The 16,628-nt window shown below is 47.0% G+C and carries 7 protein-coding genes, 1 tRNA gene, 5 rRNA genes and 1 pseudogene; 7 read left to right on the forward strand and 7 right to left on the reverse strand.

Going from position 1 to position 16,628, the window contains the following annotated elements; translation table 11 throughout:
• Nucleotides 1-2 precede the first annotated feature (2 nt).
• Complete coding sequence (locus FJQ87_RS18785; RefSeq protein ID WP_240778789.1) at nt 3-332, forward strand: hypothetical protein; 330 nt, start codon at nt 3-5, stop codon at nt 330-332.
• 3 nt (nt 333-335) lie between these two features.
• On the opposite strand, the gene FJQ87_RS01040 is transcribed toward FJQ87_RS18785, so the two are convergent.
• Nucleotides 336-1,538, reverse strand: a complete 1,203-nt coding sequence (locus FJQ87_RS01040; RefSeq protein WP_140930113.1) for an IS256-like element ISSod4 family transposase — start codon at nt 1,536-1,538, stop codon at nt 336-338.
• 181 nt (nt 1,539-1,719) lie between these two features.
• On the opposite strand from FJQ87_RS01040, the gene tnpB (FJQ87_RS01050) reads away from it, so the two are divergent.
• Both tnpB (FJQ87_RS01050) and FJQ87_RS01055 read left to right on the forward strand, forming a co-directional pair.
• Complete coding sequence (gene tnpB, locus FJQ87_RS01050; RefSeq protein WP_140930114.1) at nt 1,720-2,070, forward strand: IS66 family insertion sequence element accessory protein TnpB; 351 nt, start codon at nt 1,720-1,722, stop codon at nt 2,068-2,070.
• 80 nt (nt 2,071-2,150) lie between these two features.
• Nucleotides 2,151-3,653 carry an IS66 family transposase gene (locus FJQ87_RS01055; RefSeq protein WP_140930115.1) on the forward strand — a complete coding sequence of 501 codons (1,503 nt, stop codon included), beginning with the start codon at nt 2,151-2,153 and terminating at the stop codon, nt 3,651-3,653.
• A 134-nt stretch (nt 3,654-3,787) separates the two neighbouring features.
• On the opposite strand, the gene rrf (FJQ87_RS01060) is transcribed toward FJQ87_RS01055, so the two are convergent.
• The 3 genes from rrf (FJQ87_RS01060) to FJQ87_RS01070 form a co-directional block, all read right to left on the reverse strand.
• Nucleotides 3,788-3,903 (reverse strand): 5S ribosomal RNA (gene rrf, locus FJQ87_RS01060).
• A gap of 102 nt (nt 3,904-4,005) precedes the next feature.
• Nucleotides 4,006-6,897: ribosomal RNA gene (locus FJQ87_RS01065) — 23S ribosomal RNA — on the reverse strand.
• A 300-nt stretch (nt 6,898-7,197) separates the two neighbouring features.
• Nucleotides 7,198-8,743 (reverse strand): 16S ribosomal RNA (locus tag FJQ87_RS01070).
• Together the 16S, 23S and 5S rRNA genes form the textbook arrangement of a ribosomal RNA operon.
• A gap of 855 nt (nt 8,744-9,598) precedes the next feature.
• Between FJQ87_RS01070 and FJQ87_RS01075 the strand changes: the two genes are divergently transcribed.
• The 4 genes and pseudogenes from FJQ87_RS01075 (at nt 9,599) to FJQ87_RS01095 (ending at nt 13,009) form a co-directional block, all read left to right on the forward strand.
• Nucleotides 9,599-9,943 carry an IS66 family insertion sequence element accessory protein TnpB gene (locus FJQ87_RS01075; RefSeq protein WP_168195117.1) on the forward strand — a complete coding sequence of 115 codons (345 nt, stop codon included), beginning with the start codon at nt 9,599-9,601 and terminating at the stop codon, nt 9,941-9,943.
• A 2-nt stretch (nt 9,944-9,945) separates the two neighbouring features.
• Nucleotides 9,946-10,290, forward strand: a pseudogene (gene tnpB, locus FJQ87_RS01080) (IS66 family insertion sequence element accessory protein TnpB).
• Nucleotides 10,291-10,370: 80 nt separating this feature from the next.
• The gene (locus FJQ87_RS01090) at nt 10,371-11,852 is read left to right on the forward strand and encodes an IS66 family transposase (protein ID WP_140930119.1); all 1,482 of its coding nucleotides are present in this window, start codon (nt 10,371-10,373) and stop codon (nt 11,850-11,852) included.
• Nucleotides 11,853-12,030: 178 nt separating this feature from the next.
• Nucleotides 12,031-13,009 (forward strand): IS630 family transposase gene (locus FJQ87_RS01095; protein WP_168195118.1). Its coding sequence is split into 2 segments (ribosomal slippage): nt 12,031-12,444 and nt 12,446-13,009, totalling 978 coding nucleotides; the frame shifts between segments, so codons are not numbered across the junction.
• A 213-nt stretch (nt 13,010-13,222) separates the two neighbouring features.
• On the opposite strand, the gene FJQ87_RS01100 is transcribed toward FJQ87_RS01095, so the two are convergent.
• The 3 genes from FJQ87_RS01100 to FJQ87_RS01110 all read right to left on the reverse strand — a co-directional run bounded on the left by FJQ87_RS01100 (nt 13,223) and on the right by FJQ87_RS01110 (nt 16,498).
• Nucleotides 13,223-13,299, reverse strand: a tRNA-Asp gene (locus FJQ87_RS01100).
• A gap of 89 nt (nt 13,300-13,388) precedes the next feature.
• Nucleotides 13,389-13,504, reverse strand: a 5S ribosomal RNA gene (rrf, locus tag FJQ87_RS01105).
• A 102-nt stretch (nt 13,505-13,606) separates the two neighbouring features.
• Nucleotides 13,607-16,498: ribosomal RNA gene (locus FJQ87_RS01110) — 23S ribosomal RNA — on the reverse strand.
• Between the last annotated feature and the right edge of the window lie 130 nt (nt 16,499-16,628).

Raw genomic sequence — 16,628 nt, forward strand, 5'->3', positions numbered from 1 at the left:
TGATGACAACTCACAAAACAAGTCAGCAGTGGCGACAGTTACTTTTACAACGCAATACTTTTAGTGGCACTAATGTTGAATTCTGCCAACATCATAATGTCTCGATTACCACTTATTATAAACAGCGCGCTTTACTGGTTAAGCAACAGCAGCAACATCAACAGCAACAGCAACAGCAACAGCAACAGCAACAGCAACAGCAACAGCAACAGCAACAGCAACAGCAACATCTAATCGTGCCAGCGCAAACGTCTAACGCCACTCAATCTCGCTTTATACAACTAAAACAAACCACGACTGAAGAGGGCGTTCAAAATTCTGTGTCAGGCTAATTTTTAAATTTCTAGCACGCTATCTAAACGCCCTTCAAAATAAATCGCTAACTGAGATAAACAAAGGCTCCAATTGTGGATTGGCATGGTCCATTTATCTGAGGCGTTTAATATGCCTGCATAAAGTAGCTTCAACAAGCTATTTTCATTAGGAAAAGCACCTTTGGTTTTGGTGAGCTTTCTAAATTGGCGATGTACCGCCTCAACGGCATTGGTCGTGTAAATCACTTTCCTGATATGTTCTGGGTACCTAAAATAATGGGACAAATTATGCCATTTGCGACGCCAAGGGTTGATTACCAGCGGATAAGCATCACCCCATTTGGCCTCCAGTTCGTCCAATGCCATCTCTGCGGCTTCTTTACTCACGGCTCGATACACAGGCTTTAAATCAGCCATAAACGCTTTCTGATGTTTTGAGGCGACATACTTCATTGAGTTGCGGATCTGGTGGATAACACATAGCTGTGTTTCCGTATTAGGGAAGATACTGGCTATCGCCTCAGGGAAACCGGTCAAGCCGTCAACACAGGCGATAAGAATATCTTTTACACCACGATTATTAAGATCGGTCAGTACGGATAGCCAGTAATTAGCGCCTTCATTTTCGGATAAATGAAGCCCTAAAATTTCCTTTTTTCCTTTCATATTAAGCGCTAACAATGTGTAAACGGCTTTACTGACGTAACGCCCATCCTCTTTGACTTTATAATGTATCGCATCAAGCCAAACGATAGGATAATGGCTATCTAATGGGCGCTGTTGCCACGCTTTAAGTTCGGGGATGAGTTTATCAGTGATAGCACTGACTGTTGCGTTAGATACATTGATCCCATACATATCTTCAACATGTTGATTAATATCGCGATAGCTCATACCTATACTGAACATCGATAACACTTTACGTTCGATTTCATCGGTTAGCGTAGTTTGATTTTTCTTAATCAACTGAGGTTCAAAAGTGCCATTGCGGTCTCTAGGGGTGTCTAACTCAAAGTTACCGGACGGATGCTTAATGGTCTTAGGGGTTTTGCCATTTTTACGATTAGGCAGAGGATCATGCGCTAAATGCTGCTCAAGCTCAGCCTGGAGAGCCGCTTCAGTGAGTTGCTTGATCAGTGGACCAAGAATGCTGTCTTTACCTGTGAGGCTTTTACCTGACTGCAGATCTTTAAGGGCTTGTTCGAAGTTAAAAGGTTGGGTCATGTGTCATTCCTGTTTTTGAATATTTTACTGAAATGACACAGAATTATGAACACTACCCGACTGAAGTCTGCACGCAAACTCATCAACACCCAGTGCTGTTTGATACCCGAACTGGCCAACTCACTCTTTCAGCGGATTTAGCAACAACGGTTATAGTTACCATCATTAAGGGGCTAATGGCATGAGGATGTTTGTTGATGTGCCTTCCGTCTATTTATGTGCCGATGCTGTCGATTTTCGTAAATCGATTAATGGATTAGCCGCCTTAGTCGAAGCCGAGCTTGAACTACCGGTGCTCAGTGGTGCGCTATTTGTATTTTGTAATAAAGGCCGTGACAAACTCAAATTACTTTATTGGGATAACACTGGCTTTGCGCTGTGGTATAAGCGATTAGATAAGCATAAGTTCAAATGGCCCAAACTCATATCACCCACCATGACATTAACCGAGCAGCAATTACACTGGTTATTAGGGGGTTATGATGTCATTGGCCACAGTAAAATTGATGTGACGGGTAAGCAACTACTTTAATATTTGCGATCAATTGATGATCATCAAAACAAGGTCAATTAGCACTACAAAGCCTTTCGATATGCCTTAACATAGGCGTCATGAAAAATGAACTCGCCCTTAAACAGCGTATTGCTGAGCTTGAAAAGCTGCTCGAAAATGAGCGTCAATTATCTCTACAAAAAGATGCACTCATCGCAGCTTTAGAAGAGCGCTGGCGCTTGGCTCAACAAAAACAATTCGGCAAAAGTGCTGAAGGCTTTGTTGGGCAAGGCGAGTTATTCAATGAAGTGGAAGAGATTGTTGAAGCCGTTGAGGCCGAGCAACAAACCATTAGCTATACCCGCAAAAAGCCTGTGCGTAAGCCACTGCCAAAAGACTTACCTCGCGAGCAAGTTATCCATGATATCACCGATAAGACCTGTGATTGCTGTGGCGGTGAGTTACATAAAATGGGCGAGGATAAATCAGAAAAGCTTGAGTTTATTCCAGCCCAAATCAAAGTGATTGAGCACATTAGGCCTAAATACGCTTGCCGCCACTGTGATAAATCCTCGACTCAAACGCCGATTAAACAAGCCTCAATGCCAGCGATGCCAATCAATAAAGGCATTGCTACAAGCAGTTTACTCAGTCAGCTTATCACCAGTAAATATCAATACGGGTTACCGCTTTATCGCCAGGAAGCGATGTTTAAGCAATATGGCATTGAGCTCAGTCGCCAGACAATGAGCAGCTGGATAGACAAATCAGCCACCCTCTTCGCACCATTAGTTGAACGGCTTAAAACAGCGTTGTTAAAACAGCCCACGTTGTTTGCTGATGAAACGCCATTAAAAGTGGTGAAATCCGATAAAGTAAACAGCTACATGTGGGTCTATTGCTCAGGTCGAGATTCACCAGCTCCGAATAATCCTATCCCTAATATTGTGCTTTACGACTTCCATAACAGTCGGGCTGCCGCCTGCGTGGTCAATTATCTTGATGGATATCAAGGCTACTTGCACGTAGATGGATATCAAGCTTATGAAAAAACACAGGCAACCTTAGTGGGATGCTGGGCTCATGCTAGGCGTAAATTTATTGAAGCAAAAAAGCTGCAAGGTAAAAACAAAACCGGCAAAGCGGATATGGTATTAAGCCTTATCCAAAAACTGTACGGTGTAGAGTCACGCATCAAAGATAAAACTACAGATGAAAAGTACATTGCCAGACAAGAGGCTAGCCTGCCTATCCTAGGCAAGCTAAAAGCATGGCTTGAGCAAAACCAGCCCAATTTAGTGGGTAATACCAAACTGATGGAGGCAGCTAATTACCTGGCTAATCAATGGCACAAACTCATTCGTTATGTTGATGATGGCAGATTGAGTATTGATAACAATCGTGCAGAGCGAGCCGTAAAACCGTTTGTGATTGGCCGAAAAAATTGGTTATTCAGTCAGACAGCTAATGGGGCTAATGCCAGTGCCACGCTTTACAGCATAGTAGAAACGGCCAAGGTCAATGGCTTAGTACCATTTGATTACATCATGGCCTGTCTTAATGAACTGTGCCAACCAGCACCGGATATCGACAGCCTGTTACCATGGAATTTTAAAAGATAGGTGTAGTTGCCCAGACGCTTACTTTAGTTCAATTGGTATCAGACGTTATGAGTGTAAGCTAATCAAAAATCTAAACGAAAAAAGCCCGTTGCGTGAGCAACGGGCTTTATCGACTCTCTTGCGAGAAATTAGGCGCCTGGAGATGACCTACTCTCGCATGGGGAAACCCCACACTACCATCGGCGCGACTGCGTTTCACTTCTGAGTTCGGAATGGGATCAGGTGGTGCCACAGTGCTATGGTCTCCAGACAAATTTGGAAATTCAGAAAGCTAATTATTGAGTACTCAATCTTCAATCAAGTATTTTTCGATTCTTTATCAGGCTTGTTCAGTAAAACCCATCTGGGTTGTATGGTTAAGCCTCTCGGGTCATTAGTACAAGTTAGCTCAACGCCTCACAACGCTTACACACCTTGCCTATCAACGTCCTAGTCTCGGACGGCCCTTCAGAGGACTTATAGTCCTAGGGATGACTCATCTTGGGGCTCGCTTCCCGCTTAGATGCTTTCAGCGGTTATCGATTCCGAACGTAGCTACCGGGCAATGCCATTGGCATGACAACCCGAACACCAGCGGTTCGTCCACTCCGGTCCTCTCGTACTAGGAGCAGCTCCCCTCAATCATCCAACGCCCACGGCAGATAGGGACCGAACTGTCTCACGACGTTCTGAACCCAGCTCGCGTACCACTTTAAATGGCGAACAGCCATACCCTTGGGACCGACTTCAGCCCCAGGATGTGATGAGCCGACATCGAGGTGCCAAACACCGCCGTCGATATGAACTCTTGGGCGGTATCAGCCTGTTATCCCCGGAGTACCTTTTATCCGTTGAGCGATGGCCCTTCCATTCAGAACCACCGGATCACTATGACCTACTTTCGTACCTGCTCGACGTGTCTGTCTCGCAGTTAAGCTGGCTTATGCCATTGCACTAACCGTACGATGTCCGACCGTACTTAGCCAACCTTCGTGCTCCTCCGTTACTCTTTGGGAGGAGACCGCCCCAGTCAAACTACCCACCAGGCACTGTCCCTAATCCCGATAAGGGACCTAGGTTAGAACATCAAAACTACAAGGGTGGTATTTCAAGGACGACTCCACACAAACTAGCGTTCATGCTTCAAAGTCTCCCACCTATCCTACACATGTAGGTTCAATGTTCAGTGCCAAGCTATAGTAAAGGTTCACGGGGTCTTTCCGTCTAGCCGCGGGTATACGGCATCTTCACCGCAATTTCAACTTCACTGAGTCTCGGCTGGAGACAGCGTGGCCATCATTACGCCATTCGTGCAGGTCGGAACTTACCCGACAAGGAATTTCGCTACCTTAGGACCGTTATAGTTACGGCCGCCGTTTACCGGGGCTTCGATCATGAGCTTCTCCGAAGATAACCCAATCAATTAACCTTCCGGCACCGGGCAGGCGTCACACCGTATACTTCATCTTGCGATTTTGCACAGTGCTGTGTTTTTGATAAACAGTTGCAGCCACCTGGTATCTGCGACTCCCGCTAGCTTAGAGAGCAGGTCTCATCACCGGCAGGAGCGTACCTTCTCCCGAAGTTACGGTACCATTTTGCCTAGTTCCTTCAGCCGAGTTCTCTCAAGCGCCTTGGTATTCTCTACCCGACCACCTGTGTCGGTTTGGGGTACGATTCCTGCTAACCTGAAGCTTAGAAGATTTTCCTGGAAGCATGGCATCAACTACTTCAGTCCCTTAGGACCTCGTCATCAGCTCTCAGCGTAAGTATTCCCGGATTTGCCTAAGAATACCGCCTACTACCTTAAACGCGGACTACCAACGCCGCGCTAGCCTAGCCTTCTCCGTCTCTCCATCGCAGTTAGCACAAGTACGGGAATATTAACCCGTTTCCCATCGACTACGCCTTTCGGCCTCGCCTTAGGGGTCGACTCACCCTGCCCCGATTAACGTTGGACAGGAACCCTTGGTCTTCCGGCGAGGGGGTTTTTCACCCCTTTATCGTTACTCATGTCAGCATTCGCACTTCTGATACCTCCAGCGTGGGTTACCCCTTCACCTTCAACGGCTTACAGAACGCTCCTCTACCGCGCATCTCTAATGAAATGCACCCGTAGCTTCGGTGACTAGCTTAGCCCCGTTACATCTTCCGCGCAGGCCGACTCGACTAGTGAGCTATTACGCTTTCTTTAAATGATGGCTGCTTCTAAGCCAACATCCTAGCTGTCTAAGCCTTCCCACATCGTTTCCCACTTAGCTAGTACTTTGGGACCTTAGCTGACGGTCTGGGTTGTTTCCCTTTTGACAACGGACGTTAGCACCCGCTGTCTGTCTCCCGCATAGTACTCATTGGTATTCGGAGTTTGCAAAGGGTTGGTAAGTCGGGATGACCCCCTAGCCTTAACAGTGCTCTACCCCCAATGGTATTCGTGCGAGGCGCTACCTAAATAGCTTTCGAGGAGAACCAGATATCTCCCGGTTTGATTGGCCTTTCACCCCCAGCCACAAGTCATCCGCTAATTTTTCAACATTAGTCGGTTCGGTCCTCCAGTTGATGTTACTCAACCTTCAACCTGCCCATGGCTAGATCACCGGGTTTCGGGTCTACACCTAGCAACTAAACGCGCAGTTAACACTCGGTTTCCCTACGGCTCCGCTATTCGCTTAACCTCGCTACTAAATGTAAGTCGCTGACCCATTATACAAAAGGTACGCAGTCACGGTCTCAAGAACCGCTCCCACTGCTTGTACGTATACGGTTTCAGGTTCTATTTCACTCCCCTCACAGGGGTTCTTTTCGCCTTTCCCTCACGGTACTGGTTCACTATCGGTCAGTCAGGAGTATTTAGCCTTGGAGGATGGTCCCCCCATGTTCAGACAACATATCACGTGTGCCGCCTTACTCGTTTTCATCTAAGGTTAGTTTTCATGTACGGGACTATCACCCTGTACCGTTGGACTTTCCAGACCATTCCACTAACACCCCCTAGACTTAAGGGCTAATCCCCGTTCGCTCGCCGCTACTTAGGGAATCTCGGTTGATTTCTTTTCCTCTGGGTACTTAGATGTTTCAGTTCCCCAGGTTCGCCTCATACAGCTATGTATTCACTGTATGATGACCACTTATGTGGCCGGGTTTCCCCATTCGGACATCGTTAGCTCAAATGCTTGTTACTAGCTCGCCAACGCTTTTCGCAAGTTACTACGTCCTTCATCGCCTCTGACTGCCAAGGCATCCACCGTATACGCTTAGTCACTTAACCATACAACCCAAATGAGTTTCACTTGAGCGTATTGCAACTAGCTGGTTTTTACTGTCTCTTGCTTTCGCAAAAGAACGCCTTGATTTACTTCATTTCTGAAGTTAAAGAATATCCAAAACACTTGATTAAAGTATTTTGAGAACTCAATTTTGTATCACCTAATGCTTGCGCACTAAGTTCTACTATCAGCTTTCCAAATTTTTAAAGAACGACATCCCTTCAAAGGAAGGTAATGTTTTGCTCGTCAACAAGACAAGGCAATCTGTGTGAACACTCAACAGTAATTCTAAATCGCATAGGTAAGGAGGTGATCCAGCCCCAGGTTCCCCTAGGGCTACCTTGTTACGACTTCACCCCAGTCATGAACCACACCGTGGTAAACGCCCTCCCCGAAGGGTTAAGCTATCTACTTCTGGTGCAGCCCACTCCCATGGTGTGACGGGCGGTGTGTACAAGGCCCGGGAACGTATTCACCGTGGCATTCTGATCCACGATTACTAGCGATTCCGACTTCATGGAGTCGAGTTGCAGACTCCAATCCGGACTACGATCGGCTTTGTGAGATTAGCTCCACCTCGCGGCTTTGCAACCCTCTGTACCGACCATTGTAGCACGTGTGTAGCCCTACTCGTAAGGGCCATGATGACTTGACGTCGTCCCCACCTTCCTCCGGTTTATCACCGGCAGTCTCCCTAGAGTTCCCACCATTACGTGCTGGCAAATAAGGATAAGGGTTGCGCTCGTTGCGGGACTTAACCCAACATTTCACAACACGAGCTGACGACAGCCATGCAGCACCTGTCTCAGAGTTCCCGAAGGCACTAAGCTATCTCTAGCGAATTCTCTGGATGTCAAGAGTAGGTAAGGTTCTTCGCGTTGCATCGAATTAAACCACATGCTCCACCGCTTGTGCGGGCCCCCGTCAATTCATTTGAGTTTTAACCTTGCGGCCGTACTCCCCAGGCGGTCTACTTAATGCGTTAGCTTGAGAGCCCAGTGTTCAAGACACCAAACTCCGAGTAGACATCGTTTACGGCGTGGACTACCAGGGTATCTAATCCTGTTTGCTCCCCACGCTTTCGTGCATGAGCGTCAGTCTTTGTCCAGGGGGCCGCCTTCGCCACCGGTATTCCTTCAGATCTCTACGCATTTCACCGCTACACCTGAAATTCTACCCCCCTCTACAAGACTCTAGTTTGCCAGTTCAAAATGCAATTCCCAGGTTGAGCCCGGGGCTTTCACATCTCGCTTAACAAACCGCCTGCGCACGCTTTACGCCCAGTAATTCCGATTAACGCTCGGACCCTCCGTATTACCGCGGCTGCTGGCACGGAGTTAGCCGGTCCTTCTTCTGTAGGTAACGTCACAGCTAACGGGTATTAACCGTCAACCTTTCCTCCCTACTGAAAGTGCTTTACAACCCGAAGGCCTTCTTCACACACGCGGCATGGCTGCATCAGGGTTTCCCCCATTGTGCAATATTCCCCACTGCTGCCTCCCGTAGGAGTCTGGGCCGTGTCTCAGTCCCAGTGTGGCTGATCATCCTCTCAGAACAGCTAGGGATCGTCGCCTAGGTGAGCCTTTACCTCACCTACTAGCTAATCCCACCTGGGCTTATCCATCAGCGCAAGGACCCGAAGGCTCCCCTGCTTTCCCCCGTAGGGCGTATGCGGTATTAGCAGTCGTTTCCAACTGTTATCCCCACCAATGGGCAAATTCCCAGGCATTACTCACCCGTCCGCCGCTCGCCGGCAAAGTAACAAGTTACTTCCCGCTGCCGCTCGACTTGCATGTGTTAGGCCTGCCGCCAGCGTTCAATCTGAGCCATGATCAAACTCTTCAATTAAAGTTTTGTTCGGACCCAAAGGTCCTGCTCAATGAATTCTGTCGATTCGATGATAAATCATCAAATTTGCATGTTATGCGGACATCTTCGTTGAAGTCTCTTGCGAGACGTGTTAAATCGTTGTCGATTTATCAACTACTGTGAATGTCCACACAGATTTGCTTGTCTTCTACTTGTTAAAGAACGTTGCCGCTACGGGCTAGGGATGCGTATTTTACGCATAAACCTGAGTGGGTCAAGCCCTTATTTCAGGCTTGGATCCAAGCGGTTAAACTTTCGCCTAACACCCTTAATCACTCATGGTTAACTTACTTCGCAAGTTCCATCCTGACTCAGTATCGTTGCTTTACAGCGCCGTTGTCCGTGTCAGTGGGTCGCATTATAGGGCGCTGCCACAATTGCACAAGTGCTAACTGGGTCACTCACGACTGACTGCTCGTTTAGCCATCTATATGGATAAAAATGACACATCCTGAGCTTTTATGACGTGGATTTCACTAAGTCGTATGGCACTAGCACCACCGAAACAGAGTGCCGGATAGTCGATAATTACCAGCCACTTCATATTGATAACTACCACCCGATAATGGGTCATAGAGTTAGGTGCGGCGGCTTTTTATCACGATTGGGGATATGCATGCACAGTAAGAAACATCAGCGCGGAGTCAATGGAGCAGAACGGCTGATGTTCAACAGCTCAAGATGGAAGCCAAGATTTTTAAAATGAGTCTATTTGCAAAAGCTCGTCAGGCTTTCTATCTAATCATTACGCTGTGACCGTCTAGCGAACCACACCTCGCATCGATGTTCTGATTGTCTAAAAATACCTGCTCAATGATAAATTTGGAGCAGGTGATGAAAACATACAAAACAGCGGCACAGTGGCTAGGGTTACTTCAGCAGCGCAGCAATTTCAAAGGCACTAATGTTGAATTCTGCCAACATCATAATGTCTCGATTACCACTTATTATAAACAGCGCGCTTTACTGGGTAAGCAACAGTATCAGCCAAGCGTGTCAGAGCAAACATCTCACGCTACTCAATCACGCTTTATACAACTAAAACAAACCACCACTGAAGTCTGCACGCAAACTCATCAACACCCAGTGCTGTTTAATACGCGAACTGGCCAACTCACTCTTTCAGCGGATTTAGCAACAATAGATATCCTTACCATCATTAAGGGGCTAATGGTATGAAGATGTTTGTTGATGTGCCTTCCGTCTATTTATGTGCCGATGCTGTCGATTTTCGTAAATCAATTAACGGGTTGGCGGCTTTAGTCGAAGCAGAGCTAGAGCTGTCCGTCCTTAATGGTGCACTATTTGTGTTTTGCAATAAAGGCCACGATAAACTCAAATGACTTTATTGGGATAACACTGGCTTTGCGCTGTGGTATAAGCGATTAGATAAGCATAAGTTCAAATGGCCCAAACTCATATCACCCACAATGACATTATCCGAGCAGCAATTACACTGGTTATTAGGGGGTTATGATGTCATTGGCCACAGTAAAATTGATGTGACGGGTAAGCAACTACGTTAATATTTGCGATCAATTGATGATCATCAAAACAAGGTCAATTAGCACTACAAAGCCTTTCGATATGCCTTAACATAGGCGTCATGAAAAATGAACTCGCCCTTAAACAGCGCATTGCTGAACTTGAAAAACTGTTAGCGCAGAAGGATGCACTCATCGCAGCCTTGGAAGAGCGCTGGCGCCTCGCTCAACAAAAACAATTCGGCAAAAGTGCTGAAGGCTTTGTTGGGCAAGGCGAGTTATTCAATGAAGTAGAAGAGATTGTTGAAGCCGTTGAGGCCGAGCAACAATCCATTAGCTATACCCGTAAAAAGCCTGTGCGTAAGCCACTGCCAAAAGACTTACCCCGTGAGCAGGTTATCCACGATATCACCGATAAGACCTGTGATTGCTGTGGCAGTGAGTTACATAAAATGGGCGAGGATAAATCAGAAAAGCTTGAGTTTATTCCAGCCCAAATCAAAGTGATTGAGTACATTAGGGCTAAATACGCTTGCCGCCATTGTGATAAATCCTCAACTCAAACGCCGATTAAACAAGCCTCAATGCCAGCGATGCCAATCAATAAAGGCATTGCTACAAGCAGTTTACTCAGTCAGCTTATCACCAGTAAATATCAATACGGGTTACCGCTTTATCGCCAGGAAGCGATGTTTAAGCAATATGGCATTGAGCTCAGTCGCCAGACAATGAGCAGCTGGATAGACAAATCAGCCACACTCTTCGCACCATTAGTTGAACGGCTTAAAACAGCGTTGTTAAAACAGCCCACGTTGTTTGCGGATGAAACGCCATTAAAAGTGGTGAAATCCGATAAAGTGAACAGCTACATGTGGGTCTATTGCTCAGGTCGAGATTCACCAGCCCCGAATAATCCTATCCCTAATATTGTGCTTTACGACTTCCATAACAGTCGGGCTGCCGCCTGCGTGGTCAATTATCTTGATGGATATCAAGGCTACTTGCACGTAGATGGTTATCAAGCTTATGAAAACACACAGGCAACCTTAGTGGGATGCTGGGCTCATGCTAGGCGTAAATTTATTGAAGCAAAAAAGCTGCAAGGCAAAAACAAAACCGGCAAAGCGGATATGGTATTAAGCCTTATCCAAAAACTGTACGGTGTAGAGTCACACATCAAAGATAAAACTACAGATGAAAAGTACATTGCCAGACAAGAGGCTAGCCTGCCTATCCTAGGCAAGCTAAAAGCATGGCTTGAGCAAAACCAGCCCAATTTAGTGGGTAATACCAAACTGATGGAGGCAGCTAATTACCTGGCTAATCAATGGCACAAACTCATTCGTTATGTTGATGATGGCAGATTGAGTATTGATAACAATCGTGCAGAGCGAGCAGTAAAACCGTTTGTGATTGGCCGAAAAAATTGGTTATTCAGTCAGACAGCTAATGGGGCTAATGCCAGTGCCACGCTTTACAGCATAGTAGAAACGGCCAAAGTCAATGGCTTAGTACCATTTGATTACATCATGGCCTGTCTTAATGAACTGTGCCAACCAGCACCGGATATCGACAGCCTGTTACCATGGAATTTTAAAAGATAGGTGTAGTTGCCCAGACGCTTACATTCGTTTGAGCTAAAGTGGCGCGAAGTAATGCCTCATACCAATCCGTACTAAATTGTGATCTAATACACTCATCATTTTCAACTCATTCTATTCTGTGAAAAATTACACCTCTGTTGAACTCGTTAGATTATCAAAGTCAGAAAAAGACGCCCGCATGCGTATTCGCATTTTGGCTGTTTCTTGCTTCTTGGAATGTCACAATCGTGCTCAAGTTGCTCGGCAACTCAAGGTTAGTCGTCGCAGTGTCAATGAATGGGTTAAAAAGTACTTAGATTCTGGCATTGATGGTTTGAAAGCCAATATGAGATCGACAAATGCGAGTAAACTTAGCGAACAGCAAAAGCGGACTCTTTATCAATATATAGACGATTTAAGTCGCTCAGAATTAGGTGGACGATTAACGGGCGTCGATATTCAATCCTATATAGAACAGCAGTTTGGTATCCATTACCATCTAAACCATGTATATAAAATATTGAAAAGTATAGGTTTAAGCTGGATTACCAGTCGTTCTAAGCACCCCAAACAATCCTTAGAAGCTCAAGCTGAATTTAAAAAAACTCATTTCTAAAACGATCGCAACGATCCCTGTTTATATTTCTTTAGATAGTGTCGATATTTGGTTTCAAGATGAAGCGCGATTTGGTCAGCAGAATACAACGACCAAACTGTGGGCAACAAAAGGCTCTCGCCCCAGAGCGGTAAAGCAGCAACAATTTGAATATGCTTATCTGTTTGGGGCTGTTTGCCCATCAACGGGGGCAACTGAAGCGTTGGTCACTCCCTTTGTTAACCGGGAGGCGATGAGGCAACACTTGAAGCAAATTTCAGAAGCAACCCACTCGGATAGGTATGCTCTTGTTATCATCGATGGCGCGGGGTGGCATACAGACGATATAGCCAAAGACTTTGATAATTTATCAGTTCTCAAATTACCTCCCTATTCTCCAGAGCTAAATCCAATAGAGCAGGTATGGCAATGGCTAAGACAACACTGTTTAGCCAATAGATGTTTTGAAGGCTATAACGATATCGTTGAGCAGTGTTGCAGTGCTTGGAATACATTTATTCAGTGCAAGGACAGAGTAAAAAGTTTGTGTACAAGAGACTGGGCCAAAGTGGGCAATATTTAATGCGGATTGGTATCATAAAAGCTAAAATGCCACAACGAAAAAAGCCTCAGCATTGCTGCTGAGGCTTTTATTTTAATGTTGATGGGTGAATATCGCCTAGCGATGAGCTTATGAGCACGAAGCTGGGGCGAACAGGACAGCCCCGCTAAATCACAGCATCAAATTTCAGATACGAAAAAGCCCTAACATTACTGTTAGGGCTTATCGAAATTTTGGCGGAGCGGACGGGACTCGAACCCGCGACCCCCGGCGTGACAGGCCGGTATTCTAACCAACTGAACTACCGCTCCTTTAGTGATGGCTTGCGCTTCTCACTAAATTCTTTTTGCGTCGCTAACGTGTCAGCGTTAGGAGACGTGCTTTTGCAAGCAAATTAGGCGCCTGGAGATGACCTACTCTCGCATGGGGAAACCCCACACTACCATCGGCGCGACTGCGTTTCACTTCTGAGTTCGGAATGGGATCAGGTGGTGCCACAGTGCTATGGTCTCCAGACAAATTTGGAAATTCAGAAAGCTAATTATTGAGTACTCAATCTTCAATCAAGTATTTTTCGATTCTTTATCAGGCTTGTTCAGTAAAACCCATCTGGGTTGTATGGTTAAGCCTCTCGGGTCATTAGTACAAGTTAGCTCAACGCCTCACAACGCTTACACACCTTGCCTATCAACGTCCTAGTCTCGGACGGCCCTTCAGAGGACTTATAGTCCTAGGGATGACTCATCTTGGGGCTCGCTTCCCGCTTAGATGCTTTCAGCGGTTATCGATTCCGAACGTAGCTACCGGGCAATGCCATTGGCATGACAACCCGAACACCAGCGGTTCGTCCACTCCGGTCCTCTCGTACTAGGAGCAGCTCCCCTCAATCATCCAACGCCCACGGCAGATAGGGACCGAACTGTCTCACGACGTTCTGAACCCAGCTCGCGTACCACTTTAAATGGCGAACAGCCATACCCTTGGGACCGACTTCAGCCCCAGGATGTGATGAGCCGACATCGAGGTGCCAAACACCGCCGTCGATATGAACTCTTGGGCGGTATCAGCCTGTTATCCCCGGAGTACCTTTTATCCGTTGAGCGATGGCCCTTCCATTCAGAACCACCGGATCACTATGACCTACTTTCGTACCTGCTCGACGTGTCTGTCTCGCAGTTAAGCTGGCTTATGCCATTGCACTAACCGTACGATGTCCGACCGTACTTAGCCAACCTTCGTGCTCCTCCGTTACTCTTTGGGAGGAGACCGCCCCAGTCAAACTACCCACCAGGCACTGTCCCTAATCCCGATAAGGGACCTAGGTTAGAACATCAAAACTACAAGGGTGGTATTTCAAGGACGACTCCACACAAACTAGCGTTCATGCTTCAAAGTCTCCCACCTATCCTACACATGTAGGTTCAATGTTCAGTGCCAAGCTATAGTAAAGGTTCACGGGGTCTTTCCGTCTAGCCGCGGGTATACGGCATCTTCACCGCAATTTCAACTTCACTGAGTCTCGGCTGGAGACAGCGTGGCCATCATTACGCCATTCGTGCAGGTCGGAACTTACCCGACAAGGAATTTCGCTACCTTAGGACCGTTATAGTTACGGCCGCCGTTTACCGGGGCTTCGATCATGAGCTTCTCCGAAGATAACCCAATCAATTAACCTTCCGGCACCGGGCAGGCGTCACACCGTATACTTCATCTTGCGATTTTGCACAGTGCTGTGTTTTTGATAAACAGTTGCAGCCACCTGGTATCTGCGACTCCCGCTAGCTTAGAGAGCAGGTCTCATCACCGGCAGGAGCGTACCTTCTCCCGAAGTTACGGTACCATTTTGCCTAGTTCCTTCAGCCGAGTTCTCTCAAGCGCCTTGGTATTCTCTACCCGACCACCTGTGTCGGTTTGGGGTACGATTCCTGCTAACCTGAAGCTTAGAAGATTTTCCTGGAAGCATGGCATCAACTACTTCAGTCCCTTAGGACCTCGTCATCAGCTCTCAGCGTAAGTATTCCCGGATTTGCCTAAGAATACCGCCTACTACCTTAAACGCGGACTACCAACGCCGCGCTAGCCTAGCCTTCTCCGTCTCTCCATCGCAGTTAGCACAAGTACGGGAATATTAACCCGTTTCCCATCGACTACGCCTTTCGGCCTCGCCTTAGGGGTCGACTCACCCTGCCCCGATTAACGTTGGACAGGAACCCTTGGTCTTCCGGCGAGGGGTTTTTCACCCCCTTTATCGTTACTCATGTCAGCATTCGCACTTCTGATACCTCCAGCGTGGGTTACCCCTTCACCTTCAACGGCTTACAGAACGCTCCTCTACCGCGCATCTCTAATGAAATGCACCCGTAGCTTCGGTGACTAGCTTAGCCCCGTTACATCTTCCGCGCAGGCCGACTCGACTAGTGAGCTATTACGCTTTCTTTAAATGATGGCTGCTTCTAAGCCAACATCCTAGCTGTCTAAGCCTTCCCACATCGTTTCCCACTTAGCTAGTACTTTGGGACCTTAGCTGACGGTCTGGGTTGTTTCCCTTTTGACAACGGACGTTAGCACCCGCTGTCTGTCTCCCGCATAGTACTCATTGGTATTCGGAGTTTGCAAAGGGTTGGTAAGTCGGGATGACCCCCTAGCCTTAACAGTGCTCTACCCCCAATGGTATTCGTGCGAGGCGCTACCTAAATAGCTTTCGAGGAGAACCAGATATCTCCCGGTTTGATTGGCCTTTCACCCCCAGCCACAAGTCATCCGCTAATTTTTCAACATTAGTCGGTTCGGTCCTCCAGTTGATGTTACTCAACCTTCAACCTGCCCATGGCTAGATCACCGGGTTTCGGGTCTACACCTAGCAACTAAACGCGCAGTTAACACTCGGTTTCCCTACGGCTCCGCTATTCGCTTAACCTCGCTACTAAATGTAAGTCGCTGACCCATTATACAAAAGGTACGCAGTCACGGTCTCAAGAACCGCTCCCACTGCTTGTACGTATACGGTTTCAGGTTCTATTTCACTCCCCTCACAGGGGTTCTTTTCGCCTTTCCCTCACGGTACTGGTTCACTATCGGTCAGTCAGGAGTATTTAGCCTTGGAGGATGGTCCCCCCATGTTCAGACAACATATCACGTGTGCCGCCTTACTCGTTTTCATCTAAGGTTAGTTTTCATGTACGGGACTATCACCCTGTACCGTTGGACTTTCCAGACCATTCCACTAACACCCCCTAGACTTAAGGGCTAATCCCCGTTCGCTCGCCGCTACTTAGGGAATCTCGGTTGATTTCTTTTCCTCTGGGTACTTAGATGTTTCAGTTCCCCAGGTTCGCCTCATACAGCTATGTATTCACTGTATGATGACCACTTATGTGGCCGGGTTTCCCCATTCGGACATCGTTAGCTCAAATGCTTGTTACTAGCTCGCCAACGCTTTTCGCAAGTTACTACGTCCTTCATCGCCTCTGACTGCCAAGGCATCCACCGTATACGCTTAGTCACTTAACCATACAACCCAAATGAGTTTCACTTGAGCGTATTGCAACTAGCTGGTTTTTACTGTCTCTTGCTTTCGCAAAAGAACGCCTTGATTTACTTCATTTCTGAAGTTAAAGAATATCCAAAACACTTGATTAAA

Source organism: Shewanella sp. SNU WT4 (assembly GCF_006494715.1).
Classification (GTDB): Bacteria; Pseudomonadota; Gammaproteobacteria; order Enterobacterales; family Shewanellaceae; genus Shewanella.

Excerpts from the sequence above, each read along its gene's own strand:
- FJQ87_RS18785 (WP_240778789.1), top strand. The coding sequence starts at position 3 with ATGACAACTCACAAAACAAGTCAGCAGTGGCGACAGTTACTTTTACAA.
- FJQ87_RS01040 (WP_140930113.1), bottom strand. The coding sequence starts at position 1,538 with ATGACCCAACCTTTTAACTTCGAACAAGCCCTTAAAGATCTGCAGTCA.
- tnpB (WP_140930114.1), top strand. The coding sequence starts at position 1,720 with ATGAGGATGTTTGTTGATGTGCCTTCCGTCTATTTATGTGCCGATGCT.
- FJQ87_RS01055 (WP_140930115.1), top strand. The coding sequence starts at position 2,151 with ATGAAAAATGAACTCGCCCTTAAACAGCGTATTGCTGAGCTTGAAAAG.
- FJQ87_RS01075 (WP_168195117.1), top strand. The coding sequence starts at position 9,599 with ATGAAAACATACAAAACAGCGGCACAGTGGCTAGGGTTACTTCAGCAG.
- FJQ87_RS01090 (WP_140930119.1), top strand. The coding sequence starts at position 10,371 with ATGAAAAATGAACTCGCCCTTAAACAGCGCATTGCTGAACTTGAAAAA.